Source organism: Hydrogenophaga sp. GW456-12-10-14-TSB4 (assembly GCF_059424305.1).
Genome location: NZ_JBWKZH010000002.1, coordinates 85,691 through 104,065, shown reverse-complemented (window position 1 = coordinate 104,065; position 18,375 = coordinate 85,691). Strand labels below are relative to the sequence as shown.

The window sequence follows — 18,375 nt, the reverse complement described above, 5'->3', positions numbered from 1 at the left end:
CTTACCCCTGAATCTGTTTGGCGGCGCGCGCGCGGGCGCGCTCCAGCGCTCCACTGGCGCCCACCGGTGTGGACATGCGTTCGGCCTGGGCGGCCACGGTGGTGCGCTGGAACAGCTCCACCAGCGGGAACTCCTTGCCGAACTCGCGTTGCATGGCCGACTGCAGCCGCACCAGCAGCAGCGAGTGGCCGCCCAGGTCAAAGAAGTTGGCGTGCAGGCCGATGCGCTGGGTGCTCAGCACCTCGCGCCAGAGCGCGGCGACCTGCCGCTGCACCGGCGTCATGAGCGCCTCGTCGGCGCTGTCGTCGGCGTCCTCCACCACCAGCGCGGGCGCCGGCAGGGCCTTGCGGTCCACCTTGCCGTTGGGCGTGAGCGGCAGCGCCTCCAGCACCACGAAGAGGTTGGGCACCATGTACTCGGGCAGTTGCACGCGCAGCGTGGCGCGCGCGGCCTCGGCCTCGAAGGGGGTGCCCGGCTCGCTGACGACGTAGGCCACCAGGCGCTGGTCACCCGGCGTGTCCTCGCGCACGTGCACCACGCATTCCTTGATGCCGCCGTGTTTCGCGAGCACGGTCTCGATCTCGCCCAGCTCGATGCGAAAGCCCCGCACTTTCACCTGGTGGTCGCGCCGGCCGACGAACTCCATGCGACCGTCGGCCAGGAAGCGCACCACGTCGCCAGTGCGGTAGACCCGCGTCGGCCCCACGCCGGGCAGGTCCAGCGTGACGAATTTTTCCGCGGTCAGGTCGTCGCGCCCGCGGTAGCCGCGCGCCAGGCCGTCACCGCCGATGCACAGCTCGCCGCCCACACCCACCGGCGCCGGCAGGCCCGAGGGCTCCAGCACGTAGACCTGGGTGTTGGCGATGGGGCGCCCGATGGAGATCGCGCGCGTGGTGTCGGTGACGCGCCAGACCGTGGACCAGATCGTGGTCTCGGTCGGGCCGTACATGTTCCACAGCTCGCCGCCGGTGGCCAGCAGCTTGTCGGCCAGGTCGCGCGGCAGGCCTTCGCCGCCGCACAGCATCTTGAGCCCGGGCCGGCCCTGCCAGCCGCTTTCCAGCAGCAGGCGCCAGGTCGCCGGCGTGGCCTGCAGCAGCGTGGCTTCGCATTGATCGAGCAGCGCGGCGAGGCGCACGCCGTCGAGCGCGGTCGCGCGCGAGGCCAGCACCACGGTGCCGCCGACGGTGAGCGGGCCATGGATTTCCAGGCCGGCGATGTCGAACGAGAGCGTGGTCACCGAGACGAAGCGGTCCTGCGCCGTGATGCCCGGCTCGCGGTGCATCGACAGCAGGAAGTTCACCACCGAGCGGTGCTCCAGCATCACGCCCTTGGGGCGGCCGGTGGAGCCCGAGGTGTAGATCACATAGGCCAGGTCGCCCGAGCCCGCCAGGGGCGCCGGGTCAGCGGCCGGTTCCGCCGCGAGCGCGGCGGCATCGCGGTCCATGCAGACCGCGCGGATGCCGGCGGGCAGGCCTTCGGCCAGGGCCGACTGGGTCACGACGACGGACAGCGCCGCGTCTTCCATCATGTAGTCGATGCGGTCCTTGGGGAACGCCGGGTCGAGCGGCACATAGGCCGCGCCGGCCTTGAGCACGCCCAGCACCGCGACCACCATGTCTTCGCTGCGCTCCATCCAGACCCCGACCAGCGACTCGCGCCCCGCGCCCAGGGCGCGCAGGTGGTGGGCCAGCCGGTTGGCGCGGGCGTTGAGTTCGGCGTAGCTCAGCACCACGTCATCGAAGCGCAGCGCCGGCGCGTCGGGCGTGCGCTGTGCCTGCGCCTCGAACAGGCCGTGCACGGTCTGCTCGACCGGGTACGGCATGGCGGTGGCGTTCCAGTCCAGCAGCAGCTGGCGCTGTTCGTCGTCCGTCAGCAAGGCCAGTTCGCTCACACGCGCGTCGGGCCGATCGATGAAACCTTCGAGCAGCTTGCGGTAGTGGTTGAGCATGCGCTCGATGGTCGAGACATCGAACAGGTCGGTGTTGTACTCAAAGTAGCAGCGCAGGCCGTGCACGATGTCGAACACGTCCACGGACAGGTCGAAGCGCGAGGCGGTCACGTCCAGGTCCATGCTGTCGCAGCGCAGGCCGGGCAGCTCCAGGCTGGTCATGGACAGGTTCTGCAGCACGAACAGCACCTGGAACAGCGGCGAGTGATCGAGCTCGCGGCGCGTGCCCAGCTCGTCGACCAGCATGTCGAACGGCATCTCCTGGTGCGCGTAGGCGCGCAGCGCGCGTTCGCGCACGCGGGTCATGAGCTCGCGCACCGTCGGGTCGCCGCTCACGTCGGCGCGCAGCACCAGGTTGTTGGCGAAGAAGCCGATCGTGTGCTCGACCTCGGAGCGGTTGCGGTTGGCGATGGCCGAGCCGATGGCGATGTCGGTCTCGCCGCTGTAGCGGTGCATGAGCACCTGGAAGGCCGAGAGCATCACCATGAACAGCGTCGTGCCCTCGGCGCGGCCGAAGGCCTTGAGGCGGTCGGAGAACGCGGGCGTGAGCTGCAGCGCGCAGCGCGAGCCGCTGGCGGTCTGCACCGGCGGCCGGGGCCGGTCGGTGGGCAGCTGCAGCATCGACGGCAGGCCGGCGAGCTCGCGCTTCCAGAAGGCCAGGTGCTCGTCGATCGCGCCCTGGGCGAAGGCGCGGCGCTCCCATTCGGCGTAGTCGTAGTACTGGATGGGCGGCTCGACCACCGTCACCTCGTGGCCGGTCGCCAGGCGCGAGTACAGGTCCCGGAACTCCAGCATGAAGATGCCGAGCGACAGGCCGTCGGAGACGATGTGATCGAGCGCGAAGGCGAACACCTGCTGCTGGTCGGCCTCGCGGATCAGGCCGGCGTGCAGCAAGGGGGCCTGCGCCAGATCGAACGGGCGCCGCGCGATGCTCTCGATGGCCTGCTTGCACGCGGCGTCGCGCGCCGCGCCCTGCAGGTGCGAGATGTCGATGCGATCCAGGTGCACGCGGGCGTGCGGATCGATCACGAACCGCGGCTCGCCCTGCGCCGAGATGAAGCGCGTGCGCAGGCTCTCGTGGCGGGCCACCAGCACCGCCAGCACGCGCTCGAGCAAGGCTTCGTCGAGCGGCCCGCTGAAGCGCAGGGCCGCCGCGATGTTGTAGGCGTGGCTGCCGGGGTCCATCTGGCGCAGGAACCACAGCCGCTGCTGGGTGTGCGAGATCGGCATGTCGGCCTGGCGCGGCACGCGCTCCAGCGCGGGCAGCACGGCGCGGGCCGGCGCGGTGCCGTGCGCCGCCAGGTAGGCCTTGACCTCGTCCTTGCGCCGCCCGAGTTCCTCGCGGAGTTCCGGCGTCACGGCGCCTTTGGGCGCGTTGACGCTGAGCCGGTCCCCGTCCAGTTTCAGGTGGATGTCCAGCCCTTGAAGCCGTTTGATCAACTCGACGGTATCGCTCACAACGTGAGTTCCTCCCGGCTGTCGGAATCGGCGGCATCGGAGGCGTCTTCATCGCCATAGAGGCTGTTCAGGTGGGTCGCCATCTCGCCCACCGAGGGCCACTCGAAGGCGGCGGTGGCGGCCACGCTGCGGCCCAGCGCCTGCTGCAGGCGGTTGCGCAGTTCCACCGAGGTGAGCGAGTCCAGGCCCAGCGCGGTGAAGGTCTGATCGACCGGGATCGATTGCGGCGAACCGGCCAGGCCCAGCACGGTGGCCAGCTCGCGGCGCACCAGCGTCACGAGCTGCTCGCGCCGCTCCTTGGCCGGCAGGCTGGCGTAGTCCACGCGCGCGGCGCTGCCCTGGGCCTGGCTGCCGCCGCGGTTCTGTGCCGCCGCGAGCAGGTCGGCCAACAGCCTGGGGGCCTGCCCGGCCGGCATCTGCTGGCCCAGCAGCGCCCAGTCGATCGGTGCGACCGAGCTGCGGGTGGCGTTGTCGCGCAGCAGCACGCTCAGCGCCTGCATGCCTTCGGCCGGCGACAGCGAGGCCAGGCCTTGCGCCCCGGCGCGCGACACCGTGCCGGCGCGCACCGCCATGCCGACCTCGCTCCAGGCGCCCCAGTTGACGCTCAGGGCCGAGCGGTCCGCGTCGCGGCGCTGGCGCGCGAGCGCATCCAGGAAGGCGTTGGCCGCCACGTAGTTGCCCTGCCCCGCCGAGCCGAACACGGCCGACAGGGAGGAATAGAAGACCACGAAGTCCGGCCGGTGGCCGGCGCGCTCCAGGGCCACGCTCAGGCGCCACGCGCCGTCGGCCTTCGGCCCCATCACGGTGGCGAAGCGCTCGGGTGTCTGCTTGAGCAGCACGCCGTCGTCCAGCACCGCCGCACCGTGGACGACACCACCCAGCGCGGGCATGTCCTTCAGGGCGGCCATGAGGCGCGCGATGCCGTCGGCCGTGGCCACGTCGGCCGAAACGGTCTTCACGCTCACGCCCTCGGCTTCCATGGCCGCGATGGCCTCGCGCGCTGTCGCGTCGGGTTCGCTGCGGCCCGCCAGCAGCAGGTGGCGCGCGCCCTCGCCGGCCAGCCATTGGCCGGCCAGCAGGCCCAGGCCCTTGAGGCCGCCGGTGACCAGGTAGGTCGCATCGTCCTGCACCGCCTGCGGCAGCTTGCGCGGGTCCACGCGGTGGCGGAACACCACGCGGCCGATGTGCTTGGCCTGCGCCATGTAGCGGAAGGCGTCGGGCGCGTTCTCGAACGGGAAAGTGGTGCAAGGCAGCCACGGCAGCACGCCGGACTCGATCTCCTGCAGCACGCGCGTGAAGATCTGGCCCACGATCTCGGGGGTGTCGCGCGCGTTGTCGTTGCAGTCCACGATGTGGTATTCGATGCCCCGGTTGAGCTCGGCCACGCGCTCGTGTGTCCACAGGCCGCGCTTGCCGATCTCGAGGAAGACACCGCCGTCGGACAGGCACTCGAAGCTGCGGTCCAGCAGCTGGCCAGCGAGCGAGTTGAGCACCAGGCGCACGCCCTTGCCTTCGGTGATGCGGGCGATCTCGTCGGCGAAGGAGTCGCTGCGCGAATCCAGCGGGTGGTGCACACCGAGGCGGCGCAGTTCCTCACGCTTCTCGGGGCTGCCGGCGGTGGCGAAGATTTCCGCGCCCGCGCGGCGGGCCAGCGCGATGGCGGCCATGCCCACGCCACCCGCGCCCGAGTGGATCAGCACGCGGTCGCCCTGGCTCATCTTGCCCAGCAGGTTGAGCGTGATGTCGGCGGTGAGGTAGGCGGTCGGGATCGCCGCGCCCTGCTCGAAGCTCACGCCGGCGGGCAGCGGTGCGACGAACTCCCAGCGCGCGACCGCGTGGCTGGAGAAGGCGCCTTCGAGCATCGCGACCACGCGGTCGCCGACCTTGAATTGCGTGACGCCCTCGCCCACCGCCACGACCTCACCCGCGGCATCGCTGCCCAGGTGGCGAATCTCGCCGGGGTACATGCCCAGCGCGCTGAGCACGTCGCGGAAGTTCAGGCCGCTGGCGCGCACCCGGATCTCCACCTCGCCCCGACCCGGTGCGCGGCGTTCCATCGCGCCCAGGTTCAGGTTTTCGAGCGTGCCGCGCTCGGTGATGTTCAGGCGGATCGGTGCGTCGTCGATGTGCGGCGCGCTGGAGCGCGGCTGGCGCGCCAGGCGGGCGGCATGGCGCACGCCCTTGCGCAGCGCGACCTGGGTCTCTTCGCTGCCGGCGAGCATCTCGTCGAGCAGCAGGCGGGCATCGCTGGGCGTGGCTTGCGGGTCGAGGTCGACCAGGGTCACGCGCAGTTCGGGGTGTTCGCTCGCGGCCACCCGCGCCAGGCCGGCCACCGGGGCCTGCGTGATGCGCAGTTCCTCGGTGCCGTCCACCGACTGGCTGCCGGCGGTGGCGATCCACAGGCGCGGTGCCGACGGCAGATCGGCCTGCGCCAGGGCCTGCAGCGTGAGCAGCGCGGCATCGACGCCGAAACGCTGCACCGCGCTGGGCAGGTCGTCGTCGCGCAGCGCCGGCACGCGCAGGGGCCACAGCGACACCACGCCGCGCAGCGCGCCGCTTTCAGCGGCCTTCGCCACCAGGCGGGCGTACTCGCCGGCCTGGGTTTCGTCGATCACCGTGGCGCCCGGGCCGGCCGCACTGCCCGAGGGCAGCACGCGGAAGGCCTGGCCGCCGCGCTGGGCGATCTCGTCGGCCAGCCGCTGGCCCCGGCCCTGGCCTTCGTCGAAGACCAGCCAGGTGCCTTCGGCGGTGGCGGGCTCGGCCACCAGGGCCTCAGGTTTCCATTGCAGTTCGTAGAGCCAGTCGGCCACCTGCGCGTCCACGCGCTGGCGGAACAGCTCGCGGCTGGCGCGGCGGCAGCGCAGGCCTTCGAGCAGGGCCACGGGCTGGCCGTCGGGCGTTTCGATGTGCACGTCGAGCACCAGCATGTCGCTGTGCGGCGGCGCCGGGCGCACGCGGGCATGGCTGCGCAGCGTGCCGGTGGGCGAGGCGTTCCAGAGGTAGCGGTCCACGCCGATGGGCAGGTAGAAGCGGCCGTCGTTGGCGCTGGGCAGCGTGTCCATGGCCACCGCCGAGGTGTGGAAGCAGGCATCGAGCAGCGCGGGGTGCATCAGGTACTTGCCGGCGTCGGCCTGGACCGCGTCGGTCAGCACGATCTCGCCGATGGCTTCGCCCTCGCCGCACCAGACGCGGCGCATGCCCCGGAAGCCGGCGCCGAAATCGACACCGAGCTTGCGCACCTTCTCATAGAACGGCGTGACCTCGACCTCGTTGGTCAATCGCTTCGCCGCTTCGGCCACGGGCGACACGGGCACACCCTGCGCCGGACCGCGCAGCGGCTCGGCTGTGGCGTGCTGGGTCCATTCGGCCTCGGGCCGCTTCGCGTCGCGGCTGAACACCCGCACGCGCGAGGGCACACCGCCCAGGGCCTTGTCCACCGAGACCTGCATGAGCCGCTGTTCGCCGTCGAGCAGGGGCATGGGCTCACCGATTTCCACCGCCGTGAGGCCGGTGACCGTCGGGTCGGCCTGCCGCGCCCCGGCCAGGGCGGCTTCGAGGTAGGCGGTCAGCGGCATCACGGCCTCGGACGCGATCACATGGTCCACCACCCAGGCCGGGCTGGTGGCGTCCACCGTGCGCTCGAACTGCGCGGCCACGCCGGCCACGTTCAGGCGCTCGCCGAGCAGGTCGTGCACCGAATCGCCGGCCACGCGGCGGGTGCGCGACGCAAAAGGAATGAGGTAGGCCTGGCGCTGGAAGGGGTACAGCGGCAGCTCGAGGCTGTGGCGAACGCCCGGGCCCTGCACCGCCGTCCAGTTCAGCTTCGCGCCGCGCACGTACAGGCGCGCCACGCTGTCGAGCATCTGTTCCCAGCCGCCCTTGCTGCGCTTGAGCGAGGGCAGCCAGTCGGTCGCCGCCGTGCCTTCGGGCACGCACTGCATGCCCAGGCCGATCAGCGTGGGGTTGGGTCCCACTTCGAGGTGCACATCGCATTGCGTGGCGGCCAGCGCGCGCGCGCCGCTCTCGAACGCCACCGGTGCCCGCACATGGCTGGCCCAGTAGTCGGCCATGCGGGTGCCCCACTTCGCCCAGTCCATGGGGGCGCCGTCGAGGTTGGAGATCCAGGTGAGCGTGGGCGCCGAGTGGGTCACGCCGGCCGCCAGCTGGCGGAACTCCGCGACCATCGGGTCCATCAGCGGCGAGTGGAAGGCGTGCGACACCGACAGCGCCTGCGTGCGCAGGCCCTGCTCCGCCAGGCGTGCGGCGATGGCGGTCACCTCGGCGCCGGCGCCGGCGATCACCAGGTTGCCTGGCGCGTTGAAGGCGGCGATCGACACCTTGTCGGCGTGCGGCGCGATCTCGCGCTGCACCAGCGCCGCGTCGCCCTGCACCGACACCATGGCGCCGCCGGCCGGCAGCGCCTGCATCAGCCGGCCCCGGGCCGCGATCAGGCGGGCACCGTCTTCCAGGCTGAACACGCCCGCGACCACGGCGGCGGCGAATTCGCCCACGCTGTGGCCGATCACCACCGTGGGCTCGATGCCCCAGCTGCGCCAGGTGGCGGCCAGTGCGACCTCGATGGCGAACAGCGCGGGCTGCGTGAAACCGGTCTGGTCCAGGCTGCCGCCGGTCTCCTCGAACATCACCTCGCGCAACGGCTTGCCCAGCAAGGGGTCGAGCACGGCCGCGCAGCGGTCGATGGTGGCCCGGAACACGGGTTCGGCGTCGTACAGCTCGCGGCCCATGCCGACGTACTGCGCGCCCTGCCCGGTGAAGAGGAAGGCCACGCGGTTGCGCCCGCTGGCCGAGACGGAACCCTGCACGGCCGACTGGCCGGTGCTGGCGAGTTCGCGCAGCTGGGCCTGCATGCCGGCGCGATCGGCCGCGACCAATACCGTGCGCAGCAGGTGGTGCGAGCGGCCGATGGCCGCGGTGGCGCACACATCGGCCAGCGCGTCGGCGGGGCGTTGTTCCAGGTGGTTGGCGTAGCGCTGCGCCAGCGCCTGCAGCGCCGCGTCGTTCTTCGCCGACAGCGGCATGGCATACAGCGGCCGCGCGGGCGCGGCGGCCAGCGCAGGTGCGGCGGGCGGTTCGGCCACCAGCACGTGCGCGTTCATGCCGCTGAAGCCGAAGGCGCTGGCGCCCGCGACGCGGCGCACGTCGCCCACCGGCTTCCAGTCGTGCAGCGCGGTGCTCACGCGCACCGGCAGCGTCTCCCACGGAATGGAGGGCGTGAGCTGCTTCACGTGCAGGCTGGCGGGCAGCTGCTGGTGCCGCAGCGCCATCACGAGTTTGATCACGCTGGCCACGCCGGACGCGGCTTCCAGGTGGCCGATGTTGGACTTGACCGAACCGATCTCGAAAGGCTGCTGCATCGCGCGGCCTTCGCCGTACACGGCGGCCAGCGCCTCGACCTCGATCGGGTCGCCCAGCGAGGTGCCGGTGCCGTGGGCCTCGACATAACTCACGTCGGTGGGCTGGAGCCGGGCCGAGGCCAGCGCCTGGCGAACCACCTCCTGCTGGGCCAGGCCGTTGGGCACGGTCAGGCCGCTGGAGCGGCCGTCCTGGTTGATCGCCGAGCCCGGGATCACGCCCAGGATGCGGCGGCCGTTGGCCACGGCGTCGGACAGGCGCTCGAGCACGATCAGGCCGCAGCCTTCGCCGCGCACGAAGCCGTTGGCCGAGGCGTCGAAGGTCTTGCAGCGGCCGTCGGGCGACAACATGCCCCACTTGGAGATCAGCACGAACGGGTCGGGCGAGAGGATGGCGTTGACGCCGCCGGCCAGCACCAGGTTGCTTTCGCCGTTGCGCAGGCTCTGGCAGGCGGTGTGAATGGCCACCAGCGAGGACGAGCAGGCGGTGTCGATCGCCATGCAGGGGCCACGGAAGCCGAAGGTGAAGGACACGCGGCCCGCCGCCGCGTTGAGCGCGGTGCCGGTGGCCAGGTAGATGTCGCTGCGGGCCGGGTCGGCCACGTCGATGCGGTTGGAATAATCCATCGACGTGATGCCGACGAACACGCCGGTCAGGCTGCCATCGAGCTGGTCGGTGGGGATGGCCGCGTGCTCCATCGCCTCCCAGGCCACTTCCAGCAGCAGCCGCTGCTGCGGATCCACGCCGGCCGCCTCGCGCGGCGACATGCCGAAGAAGCTGGGCTCGAACTGGTCGATGTCTTTCAGGAAGCCGCCGGCCTTGGTGCGTGCCTTGCCCTGCTTGCTCGGGTCGGGGTCGTAGTACGCGTCCACCTCCCAGCGGTCGGCGGGCACTTCGCCCACCACGTCCTTGCCTTCGGTCAGCAGCTTCCAGAAGCTGTCGGCGTCTTCCGCGCCGCCAGGCACGCGGCAGGCCATGCCCACGATGGCGATCGGCTCGTGCTTCGCGCTCTCGACCGCGTCCAGGCGGGACTGCAGGCGCTCGATGGCACCGAGCGCGTTCTGCAGCATGTTGCGCCGATCGGCGGCAGCCGCCGGCTGGGCGGGCGTCGACTCTGGGGGGGTGGTCCGATCTGACTGCATATCACTTCCTCACTGAAAACTTCATCACGGCGTCGACCGCGCCATCACCGCGTCGCGGGCATTGAGGCGCGGCTCGCGCAGCCACAGGCAGAGCGCAGCACCAACGATCAACAACAGTCCCAGCGCCATGCGCGGGAGCGACATATCATGCCCCAGGCCTGCCGCCCAGAAGAGCGGCACCGTGAAGGCAATTTGTAAATACGCGAAGGGTGCCGAAATACTCACGGGTGCGGCGGCGGCGGAGCGGTCCAGCGCGAGCAAGGTGACGTAGCCCAGCAGGCCGATGACCACCATGACGAGCAGGTCCGGCAGCGACGGCATGACCCACAGGCCCGGCATGGCGGGCGTGAGCACCACGAACACGCCGGCGGCGGTGTAGAACAGGTTGGTGCGCGTGGTTTCGGTGCGCAGCGAGCGTGTCATCACCACGTAGGCGCTGAAGCAAAGCGCCATGCCCAGGGGGTAGATCAGCAGCGACGCACCCGGCAGCCCATGCAGGCCGTTGACCAGCAGGCCGCCCACGCAGGCCACACCGGTCGCCACCCAGACCAGCAGCGGCACACGGTCCTGCAGGAACACCCAGGCCAGGCCGAGGATGAGCAGCGGGCTGATCCAGAAGATGGTCATCACCGCGTGCCCCGACACCCCCATCTGCATGCCGATCACCCAGGACGCGGGCATGCCCAGCATCAGCAGCGAGCGCGCCACATGGAACACCGGGCGGCGGGTCTGCCAGAGCGAGGCCGGCTCGCGCCATCCCCAGAGCGCAGCCATCAGCGCCAGGTGCACGGCGTAGCGCGTCCAGACCACCTGGTAAGGGGAGTAGTGGCGCAGCACGTTGGCCGCCATGGCCTCGATCCCCGCCCACAGGAAGACGAAGACCAGCATCAGCAGGATGGCGCGGCGGTTGGCAGTCATCCTGTCACCTCGTTCAGTCCAGCCCGGCGTGGCCGGTGTCGGCCAGCAGCGAGGTCATGTGCCAGGAAGAGCCGCGCCGGCGCCGGCGCAGCGCCAGCCACAGGCCTGCCGCCAGCACCACGGCGGCCACGGCGATCAAGCCCGGCAGCGGGTGCGCCGCCACCCAGGCGAAGGCCAGCGTGAAACCGATCTGCAGGTACAGCAGCGGCGCGGTGCGCGAGACCGGCGCCACCGCCGTCAGGCGCTCCAGCGCCAGCAGCGCCCCCAGGCCCAGCACCGCCACGCCCGCCAGCAGCAGCAGGTCGGGCGCGCTCGGCGTCACCCAGCCCGAGGGCATCAGGGGCAACAGCAGCAGGCAGGCGCCCAGGCCGGTGTAGAACAGGTTCACCCGGGTCGGCTCGGCGTGCAGCAGGCGCGTCATCACCACGTACACGCTGAAGCAGGCGGCCATGGCCACCGGGAACACCAGCAACTCGGGCCGCGGCAGCGCGTGCGGGCCCAGCAGCAGGAACACGCCCACGCTGGCCGCCGCCGCGAAACCGAAGAGCCTGAGCGGCACGCGCTCGCGCAACACCAGGCGGGACAGGCCCAGGATCATCAGGGGCGCGATCCAGAACACGGCCAGGAAAGTGACCGGCGCCAGGCCGCGCTGCACACCCAGCGACCAGCAGGCAGGCATGCCCACCATCATCGCGGCGCGGAACAGCTGCGACGCCGGGCGGCGCGTGCGCCACAGCGAGGGGCCGTTGCCGCGCCCGAACAGCATCCACAGCAGCGCCAGGTGCAGCGCGAACCGCAGGCACACCACCTGCGCCAGGCCGTAGCGCTGCAGGAGCACGCCGGTGAGCGCCTCCTCGGCCGCCCACAGGGCCACGAAGATGATCGTCAGGCGTGCGCCCAGGGATCGGTATTTCATTTGGTCTGCTCCAGTCGGGCCAGCAAGCGGGCCTCCAGCTCGTCGTCGCTGAGCGAATCGAGGTCCGCATCGGCATCGGGCACCTCGACCTCGGCCACCGCAGCGGGTGCGGCGGCCGGTGCCGGCGGTGTGGCCGGTTTGACGGTGAGCTGGGTTTCCAGAAAGCGCGCGAGCGCGCCCACGTTCGGGTAGTTGAAGGTCAGCGTGGACGGCAGCGCACGCGCCGCGCCGCGCTCCAGCCGCCGCTTGAGCTCGACCGCCATCAGCGAGTCCATGCCCAGGTCGAACAGCCCGGTGGCGATCGGCACCACGGCGGGCCCGGCCAGGCCGAGCACCGAGGCGACTTCCTGCCGCACGAACTCCACCAGCAGGTCGTGGCGCATGGCCGGCGGTGCGGCCTCCAGCCGCGCCTGCAGGGACGGCCCGCTGTCCGCGCGCGGCGCTTCCACCACAGCGGCCCGGGGCGCGATGCCCAGGTGCGACAGCAGCGGCCGCGAGCGGCGCACCTCGTGCAGGGTCTTGAGCGCGGCCCAGTCCACCTGGGCCACGACGGCCTGCCGCGCCGTGCCGCCCAGCAGGCGGCCCAGCGCATCCAGGGCGTCGGCGGCGGCCATGGGCTGCAGGCCGCCTTCGCGGTAGCTGCGCTGGTCGTCGTTGGAGGCCAGGCGCATCACCTCCCAGGTGCCCCAGTTCACCGAGATCACGCGGCGCGAGGCGTCGCCGGCTTCGGCCAGCGTGTCCAGGAAGGTGTTGGCGGCCGCGTAGTGGGCCAGGCCCGAGGCGCCGAGCAAGGCGGTGGTCGAGGAGAACAGCACCAGGAAATCGAGCGCCAGGCCGCGCGTGAGGCGTTCGAGCACCAGGGTGCCGGCGAGCTTGGGCGCCAGCATCTGGCGCACCATGGCGTCGTCGAGCTGGAGCAGCGGCGCGGCGCTCAGCGCGGCGGCGGCGTGCATCACACCGCGCAGCGGCGGCGCGTCGCGCTTGAGCTGCTCAAAGGCGCGCGCCATCGCGGCCTCGTCGGCCACGTCGGCCTGCACCGCGTGCACCCGCGCGCCCAGGGCCTCGATCGCGGCCACACCGGGCGCGCCGAGGTCGGGTTGGCGGCCCAGCAAGGCGATGTGGCGCGCGCCATGGTCGGCCAGCCAGCGCGCCACCACCAGGCCCAGGCCACCGAACCCGCCGGTGACGAGGTAGCAGGCATCGGCGCTGAAGCTCAGCGGTGCCGCGGGCGGTGTGTCGGCCTGAACCAGGCGCGCCACACGGCGCTGGCCATCGCGCCAGGCCACCTGGTCTTCGCCGTCCACCGCGTCGAGCGCTTCCAGCAGCGTGTCCACGGTCGCGGCCGACGGCAGGTCGATCAGGCCGCCCCAGGCGCCGGGCTGCTCCAGCGAGAAACCGCGCCCCCAACCCCACAGCGGTGCCTGCCAGGCAGCGCCCGGGCTCATCGCCCCGCCGGCACCGCCCTGCACGCCCCGCGTCACGAAGCGGATGCGGCCCTGCCCTTGTGCCGCCGCCGCGAGCCAGCGGCGCGGCCACTCGCCCGCGAGCGTGTGGGCCGACGCGGCGGCTTCGCGGTCGTCGAGACCGCGCTCTGCGAGTTCGAGGCCGGCCAGGTAAACGATCTCGCCCAGCTCACCGGCGGGCGGCACGGCCTCCGCCGCCAGGGTCTGCACCTGGTCGCCGCGCGCGCGCAGGCGCTCGGCCAGCGCACGGCCCAGGCCCTGCGGGTCACCCACCAGGGTCCAGGCCTGGCCGCCGAGCGGGCGTTGCGCCAGCATCAGCGCCTGCTGCGCCGCGCCGCGCGCGGTCCAGCCGTCGTCGGGCACCGCGCAGGCGCCCTGGAAGCCCAGGCCTTGCAGCGTGGCCAGCCAGGCCGAGCGAGGCACCAGGGGGTAGTCCGGGCGCAGGGCCGCGTCGCTGAAACGCCACCAGCCTTCGGTGAGGCCGAAAGTGAGGTCCACCCAGCGTTCCGGGGCCACGCCTTCCAGCAGGAACAGCAGGGCGCCCGGCGCCATCAGGCCCTTGGCGTGGCGCAGGGTCTGGGCCAGGTCGGCGGTGGCGTGCAGCACGTTGGCCGCGATCACGATGTCGTAGGCACCGGCTGCGAAGCCCTGCGCCTGCGGGTCGCGCTCGATGTCGAGCAGCGCATGGCGCACGAAGGGATAGGCGGCGAAGTTCTCGGCCGCGCGCTCCAGGAACAGCGGCGAGAGGTCGGTGAAGGTGTACTCGGTGCGCTCGGCCGGCAGCAGCGGCAGCACGTAGGTGGTGGTGCCGCCGGTGCCGGCGCCGATCTCCAGCACGCGCAGGCGCGCGCCGGCCGGCAGCCGGGCGATGGCGGCCTGCAGGGCTTCGCCGAGCGCGCGGTTGTAGGTCTGCGCGTAGGGCGAGTCCACATAGAGCTTGCGCGCTTCGTCGAACGAGCCGCCCGGGAACAGCAGTTGCAAAGGGTCCTGCTCGCCGCGCAGCACGGCGGCCAGCGCGGGCCCGCAGCGGCGCAGCGTGCGCAGCTCGCCATCGACTTCGCCGAAGGTGTGCATGAGCGCGTCGTAGCGCGTGGCCGCGTCGGCCGTGCCCAGGCGGGCCTGCAGCGAGTGGCGGTCCCCTTCGCTGCGCAGCAGGCCGTCTTCGGCCAGCATCTGCAGCAGGCGCGCGAACAGGCGCTGGTGGCGCGGCACGATGCCCAGGCGCTGTGATTCACCGGCCGTGTCGAACCCGCGCCCCGGCGTGTCGTCGAAACCGAGCTGGCGCAAGGCGGTGGCCACGTGGTCGGCGCTGAGCCGGTCGAGCTCGGGCAGCAGCCGCTCGTACACGGCCAGGCCGTGCTCGGCGGCGAGGGCACCAAAACGCTCGCGCAGGGCCGGCGCGAGGCCGGCGGGATCGGGCATGGCGGCGGCGGCCGGCGCGCAAACCGGTGCGTCTTCCCACACCACTTCGTGGAACAGGCCGTGGCCCGAGGCATGGCCCAGGGAGCGTGCCAGGGCGTCGCGCGAGGCGCGGCGCAGGTGCACGCCCCGGATCTGACCGAGCACGCCGCCGTCGAGCGAGCGCAGGGTGACCTCGGCCTGCCATTCGGGCGGCTGCGGTTCCTGCCCCGCCGCATGGAGCAGGCGGGCGTGGCACCACAGGCCGGCGGGCAGCGGGCCGGCCAGGTCGATGCGGTCCAGGCCGGTGAAGAGGTAGGTGTGTTCCGTGTCCTCGGTCTGCGGCAGGGTCAGGCCGATGGATTGCAAGGCGCCGTCGAGCAGCGCCGGGTGTGCCCAGGTCACGGGCTCGTCGGCGCAGGCGGCGGGCAGCGCGATGCGCGCCAGGGCTTCGCCGTCGCGGCGGTGCACTTCCTGCAGGCTGCGGAAGGCCGGGCCGAGGTGGATGCCCAGGGCTTCGAGGCGCTGGTGGTAGCCCTCCCCGTCCGTGGCCGCGCCCAGCGCGTCGCGCGTGGCGGTGAAGCTGGTGGTGTCGGCGCCGGCCTGGGCCTGCTGGGCGCTGCTGGCGAGCAGCCGGCCGCTGGCGTGCAGGTGCCATTCGCCCGAGCCATCGGCCGCCTGGCTGTAGATGGAAAACGGCTGCGCGCCGCCGGACTCGGGGCCCAGGTGGGTCTGCACCGTGCGGCCCGCCTCGGGCAGCACCAGGGGTTCGACGATCTCGAAAGCCTCGACCGCGCGCCGCCCGCGGCCGTTCACCGCCTGGGCCGCGCCCTGCGCGAGTTCCAGCAGCAGCGGCCCGGGCACCAGCACCACGCCTTGCACCACGTGGTCGGCCAGGTAAGGTGTGCTCGACGGCGAGAGCAGGGTCTCGAAGATCGGCACGGCGGTCGGCAGGCGCCGGCCCGGCAGGCCGCTGGGCACCGGCGCGCGCACGGTTTTTTCGGCGGTCGGCGTGATCCAGAAATCGCGCCGCTCAAAGGGATAGGTCGGCAGGTCCACGCGCTGGCGCGCGTAGGGCCGGTCCACGCCGGCCCAGTCCACCGCCGCGCCCTGCACGTACAGCGCGGCCAGGCTGGTGTTGAGTTCGTGCCAGTCGCTCCTGTCGCGCCGCAGCGAGGTCAGCAGCAGATGGTCCTGCTCGGGCAGGCTGCGCTGGGCCAGGGCCATCAGCACCGGGTGCGGACCGACTTCCAGGAACACGCGGTAGCCCTGCGCCGCCAGCGAGGCAATGCCTTCGGCGAAGCGCACCGGTTCGCGCAGGTGGCTGCGCCAGTAGCGCGCATCGGGCGCGCCGGGTGCGGGCAGCGCGGCGCCGCCGGTGACGTTCCAGGCCACGGGAATCTGCGGCGCGCGCATCGTCACGGCGCGCGCGCAGGCTTCCATCGCGTCCAGCGCGGGGGCCACCAGGGGCGAGTGCGCGGCGAGCGAGACGAACAGCTTCTGGCCTTGCACGTCGCGCGTGGCGAAGTCGGCCAGCAAGGCATCGACGGCCTTCGCGTCCCCCGAGACCACCACGCTGTCGGGTGCGTTGATGGCGGCGATCGCGAGCCGGTCGGCCATGGGCGCAATGGCCCGGCCCACCTCGTCGGCCGACGTGAAGACGGCGGCCATGGCGCCGCCGGGCGGCAGCGCCTGCATCAGGCGGCCGCGCTCGGCGATGAGCCGGAGGCCTTCTTCGAGCGTGAACACGCCGGCCACACAGGCCGCCACGTACTCGCCCACGGAATGGCCGATCACGGCCGCCGGCGCGATGCCCCAGGAACGCCAGAGCTGCGTGAGTGCGTATTCGACGGCGAACAGTGCCGGCTGCGTCCAGGCAGTTTCGTGGATGGCGGCGCCTTCGCTCGGCCCCGCGCGCAGCACGGACTTGAGCGTGCGGCCCTGGGCGTCGGCGCCCAGCAGGCTGTCGCAGCGGTCGATGATGTCGCGGTAGACGGGCGAAGCGGCACACAGGGCCTCGCTCATGCCGGGGTACTGCGAGCCCTGGCCGGTGTAGAGGAAGACCACCTCGGGCGCCACGCCGGGCGTGGCGCTGCCGCGGTGCAGCGCGGGGTGCTCGCGCCCCTGGGCGAAAGCCTGCAGGGCGGCGCGCGCCTCCTGCGCATCGCTGGCCACCACGGCCAGGCGTTCGGCGAAATGCGAGCGGCCCACGCCGGCGGTGTGGGCCACATCGGCCAGCGGTGCGCCGGCCGCGAGCGCGTCGGCAAAACGGGCGGCGAGCGCGCGCAGCGCGGGCTCGGAGCGGGCCGAGAGCGGCAGGCAGTGCACCGGGCGCTGGTCGCCGGAGGCGGCGGCCACGGGCGCGGGGGCCTCTTCGATCACGATGTGCGCGTTGGTGCCGCTGAAGCCGAAGGAGCTCACGCCGGCCAGGCGCGGGCGTTCGCCGCGCGGCCAGTGATGGCCGTCGCGCGTCACGCTCACGGGGTATTGCGACCAGGCGATGTGCGGGCTGGGTTCGCTGAAATGCAGGTGCCGGGGAATGCGGCCGTGTTGCAGCGCGAGGATGACCTTGATGACGCCGGCCACGCCGGCCGCCGATTCCAGGTGGCCGATGTTGGTCTTGACCGAGCCGATCAGCAGCGGGCTGGCCGCGTCGCGGCCGGGGCCGAGCGCGCCGGCCAGGGCACGCACCTCGATCGGGTCGCCCAGCGAGGTGCCGGTGCCGTGGGCTTCCACGTAGCCGATGTCGGCCGGGGCCACGCCGGCGTCGGCCAGCGCGGCGCGGATCACCGCTTCCTGCGCCGGCCCGTTGGGCACGGTGAGGCCACCGCTGCGGCCGTCCTGGTTGGCGGCGCTGCCGCGGATCACCGCGAGCACGCGGTCGCCGTCGGCCTGGGCGTGGCTCAGGCGCTTGAGCACCAGCACGCCGCAGCCCTCGCCGCGCGCGAAACCGTCGGCCGCCGCGTCGAAGGTCTTGCAGCGGCCGTCGGGCGCGAGCATGTGCGCCTTGGTCAGGGCGATGGTGGTCTCGGGCGAGCACATCAGGTTCACGCCGCCGGCCAGCGCGGTGCGCGATTCGCCGCTGCGCAGGCTCTGGCAAGCCACGTGCAGCGCCACCAGCGAGGACGAGCAGGCGGTGTCGATGGACATCGCCGGGCCCTGCAGGCCGAGGAAATACGAGACGCGGCCCGAGGCCACGCTGTGCGCGTTGCCCGAGGCGATGTAGGCGTCGATGCTGTCGCTGCCGCGCTGCAGCACGCGGTGGAAGTGGTCGCTGTTGCACAGGCCGAAGAAGACGCCGGTGGGCGAACCGGCCAGGCCCTCGGGCGAGAGGCCGGCCTGCTCCAGCGCTTCCCACGAGACCTCCATCAGCAGGCGCTGCTGCGGGTCCATGGTGAGCGCCTCGCGCGGCGAGATGCCGAAGAAGGCGGGGTCGAAACCGGCCACGTCGTCCAGGAAGCCGCCGTTGCGCACCGACATGCGGGCCGGGGCGTCGGGATCGGCGTCGAAGAAGGCGTCCTTGTCCCAGCGGTCGGCGGGCACGTCGCGGATCGCGTCGCGCCCGGCTTCGAGCAGGTCCCAGAACGCCTCGGGGCTGGTGGCACCGCCGGGGAAGCGGCAGCCCATGCCGATCACCGCGATCGGCTCGTTGGAATGCGTGCCCGCGGCTTCCGCCTTTTCGTGCAGCTCCAGCGCCAGCAGCGCCAGGCGCTTGGGCGAGAGTTTGCTGATGCGGTCGAGAAAGTCGCTCATGTCGTC

5 protein-coding genes are annotated in these 18,375 nt (G+C 72.4%); all 5 read right to left on the bottom strand.

Features of this window, described 5'->3' with window-relative positions; translation table 11 throughout:
• Position 1: 1 nt before the first annotated feature.
• Genes AC07ZS_RS01695 through AC07ZS_RS01675 form a run of 5 tightly spaced genes read right to left on the bottom strand, consistent with a single transcriptional unit; the run spans position 2 to position 18,369 of the window.
• On the bottom strand, positions 2-3,406 hold the full coding sequence (locus AC07ZS_RS01695; RefSeq protein ID WP_494796899.1) for a non-ribosomal peptide synthetase: 3,405 nt from the start codon (positions 3,404-3,406) through the stop codon (positions 2-4).
• Positions 3,403-9,921, bottom strand: a complete 6,519-nt coding sequence (locus AC07ZS_RS01690; RefSeq protein WP_494796898.1) for a type I polyketide synthase — start codon at positions 9,919-9,921, stop codon at positions 3,403-3,405. The genes AC07ZS_RS01695 and AC07ZS_RS01690 overlap by 4 nt, the downstream gene beginning before the upstream one ends.
• Positions 9,922-9,945: 24 nt before the next feature.
• Positions 9,946-10,839 (bottom strand): DMT family transporter, encoded by an 894-nt coding sequence (locus AC07ZS_RS01685; protein ID WP_494796897.1) that lies wholly within the window; start codon positions 10,837-10,839, stop codon positions 9,946-9,948.
• 13 nt (positions 10,840-10,852) lie between these two features.
• A complete protein-coding gene (locus AC07ZS_RS01680; RefSeq protein WP_494796896.1) occupies positions 10,853-11,755 on the bottom strand; it encodes a DMT family transporter in 903 nt (300 codons plus the stop codon).
• Positions 11,752-18,369, bottom strand: a complete 6,618-nt coding sequence (locus AC07ZS_RS01675; protein WP_494796895.1) for an SDR family NAD(P)-dependent oxidoreductase — start codon at positions 18,367-18,369, stop codon at positions 11,752-11,754. Before AC07ZS_RS01675 ends, AC07ZS_RS01680 begins: the two co-directional genes overlap by 4 nt.
• Between the last annotated feature and the right edge of the window lie 6 nt (positions 18,370-18,375).

Coding starts and splice junctions, on each gene's coding strand:
- AC07ZS_RS01685 (WP_494796897.1), bottom strand. CDS start 10,839: ATGACTGCCAACCGCCGCGCCATCCTGCTGATGCTGGTCTTCGTCTTC.
- AC07ZS_RS01690 (WP_494796898.1), bottom strand. CDS start 9,921: ATGCAGTCAGATCGGACCACCCCCCCAGAGTCGACGCCCGCCCAGCCG.
- AC07ZS_RS01680 (WP_494796896.1), bottom strand. CDS start 11,755: ATGAAATACCGATCCCTGGGCGCACGCCTGACGATCATCTTCGTGGCC.
- AC07ZS_RS01675 (WP_494796895.1), bottom strand. CDS start 18,369: ATGAGCGACTTTCTCGACCGCATCAGCAAACTCTCGCCCAAGCGCCTG.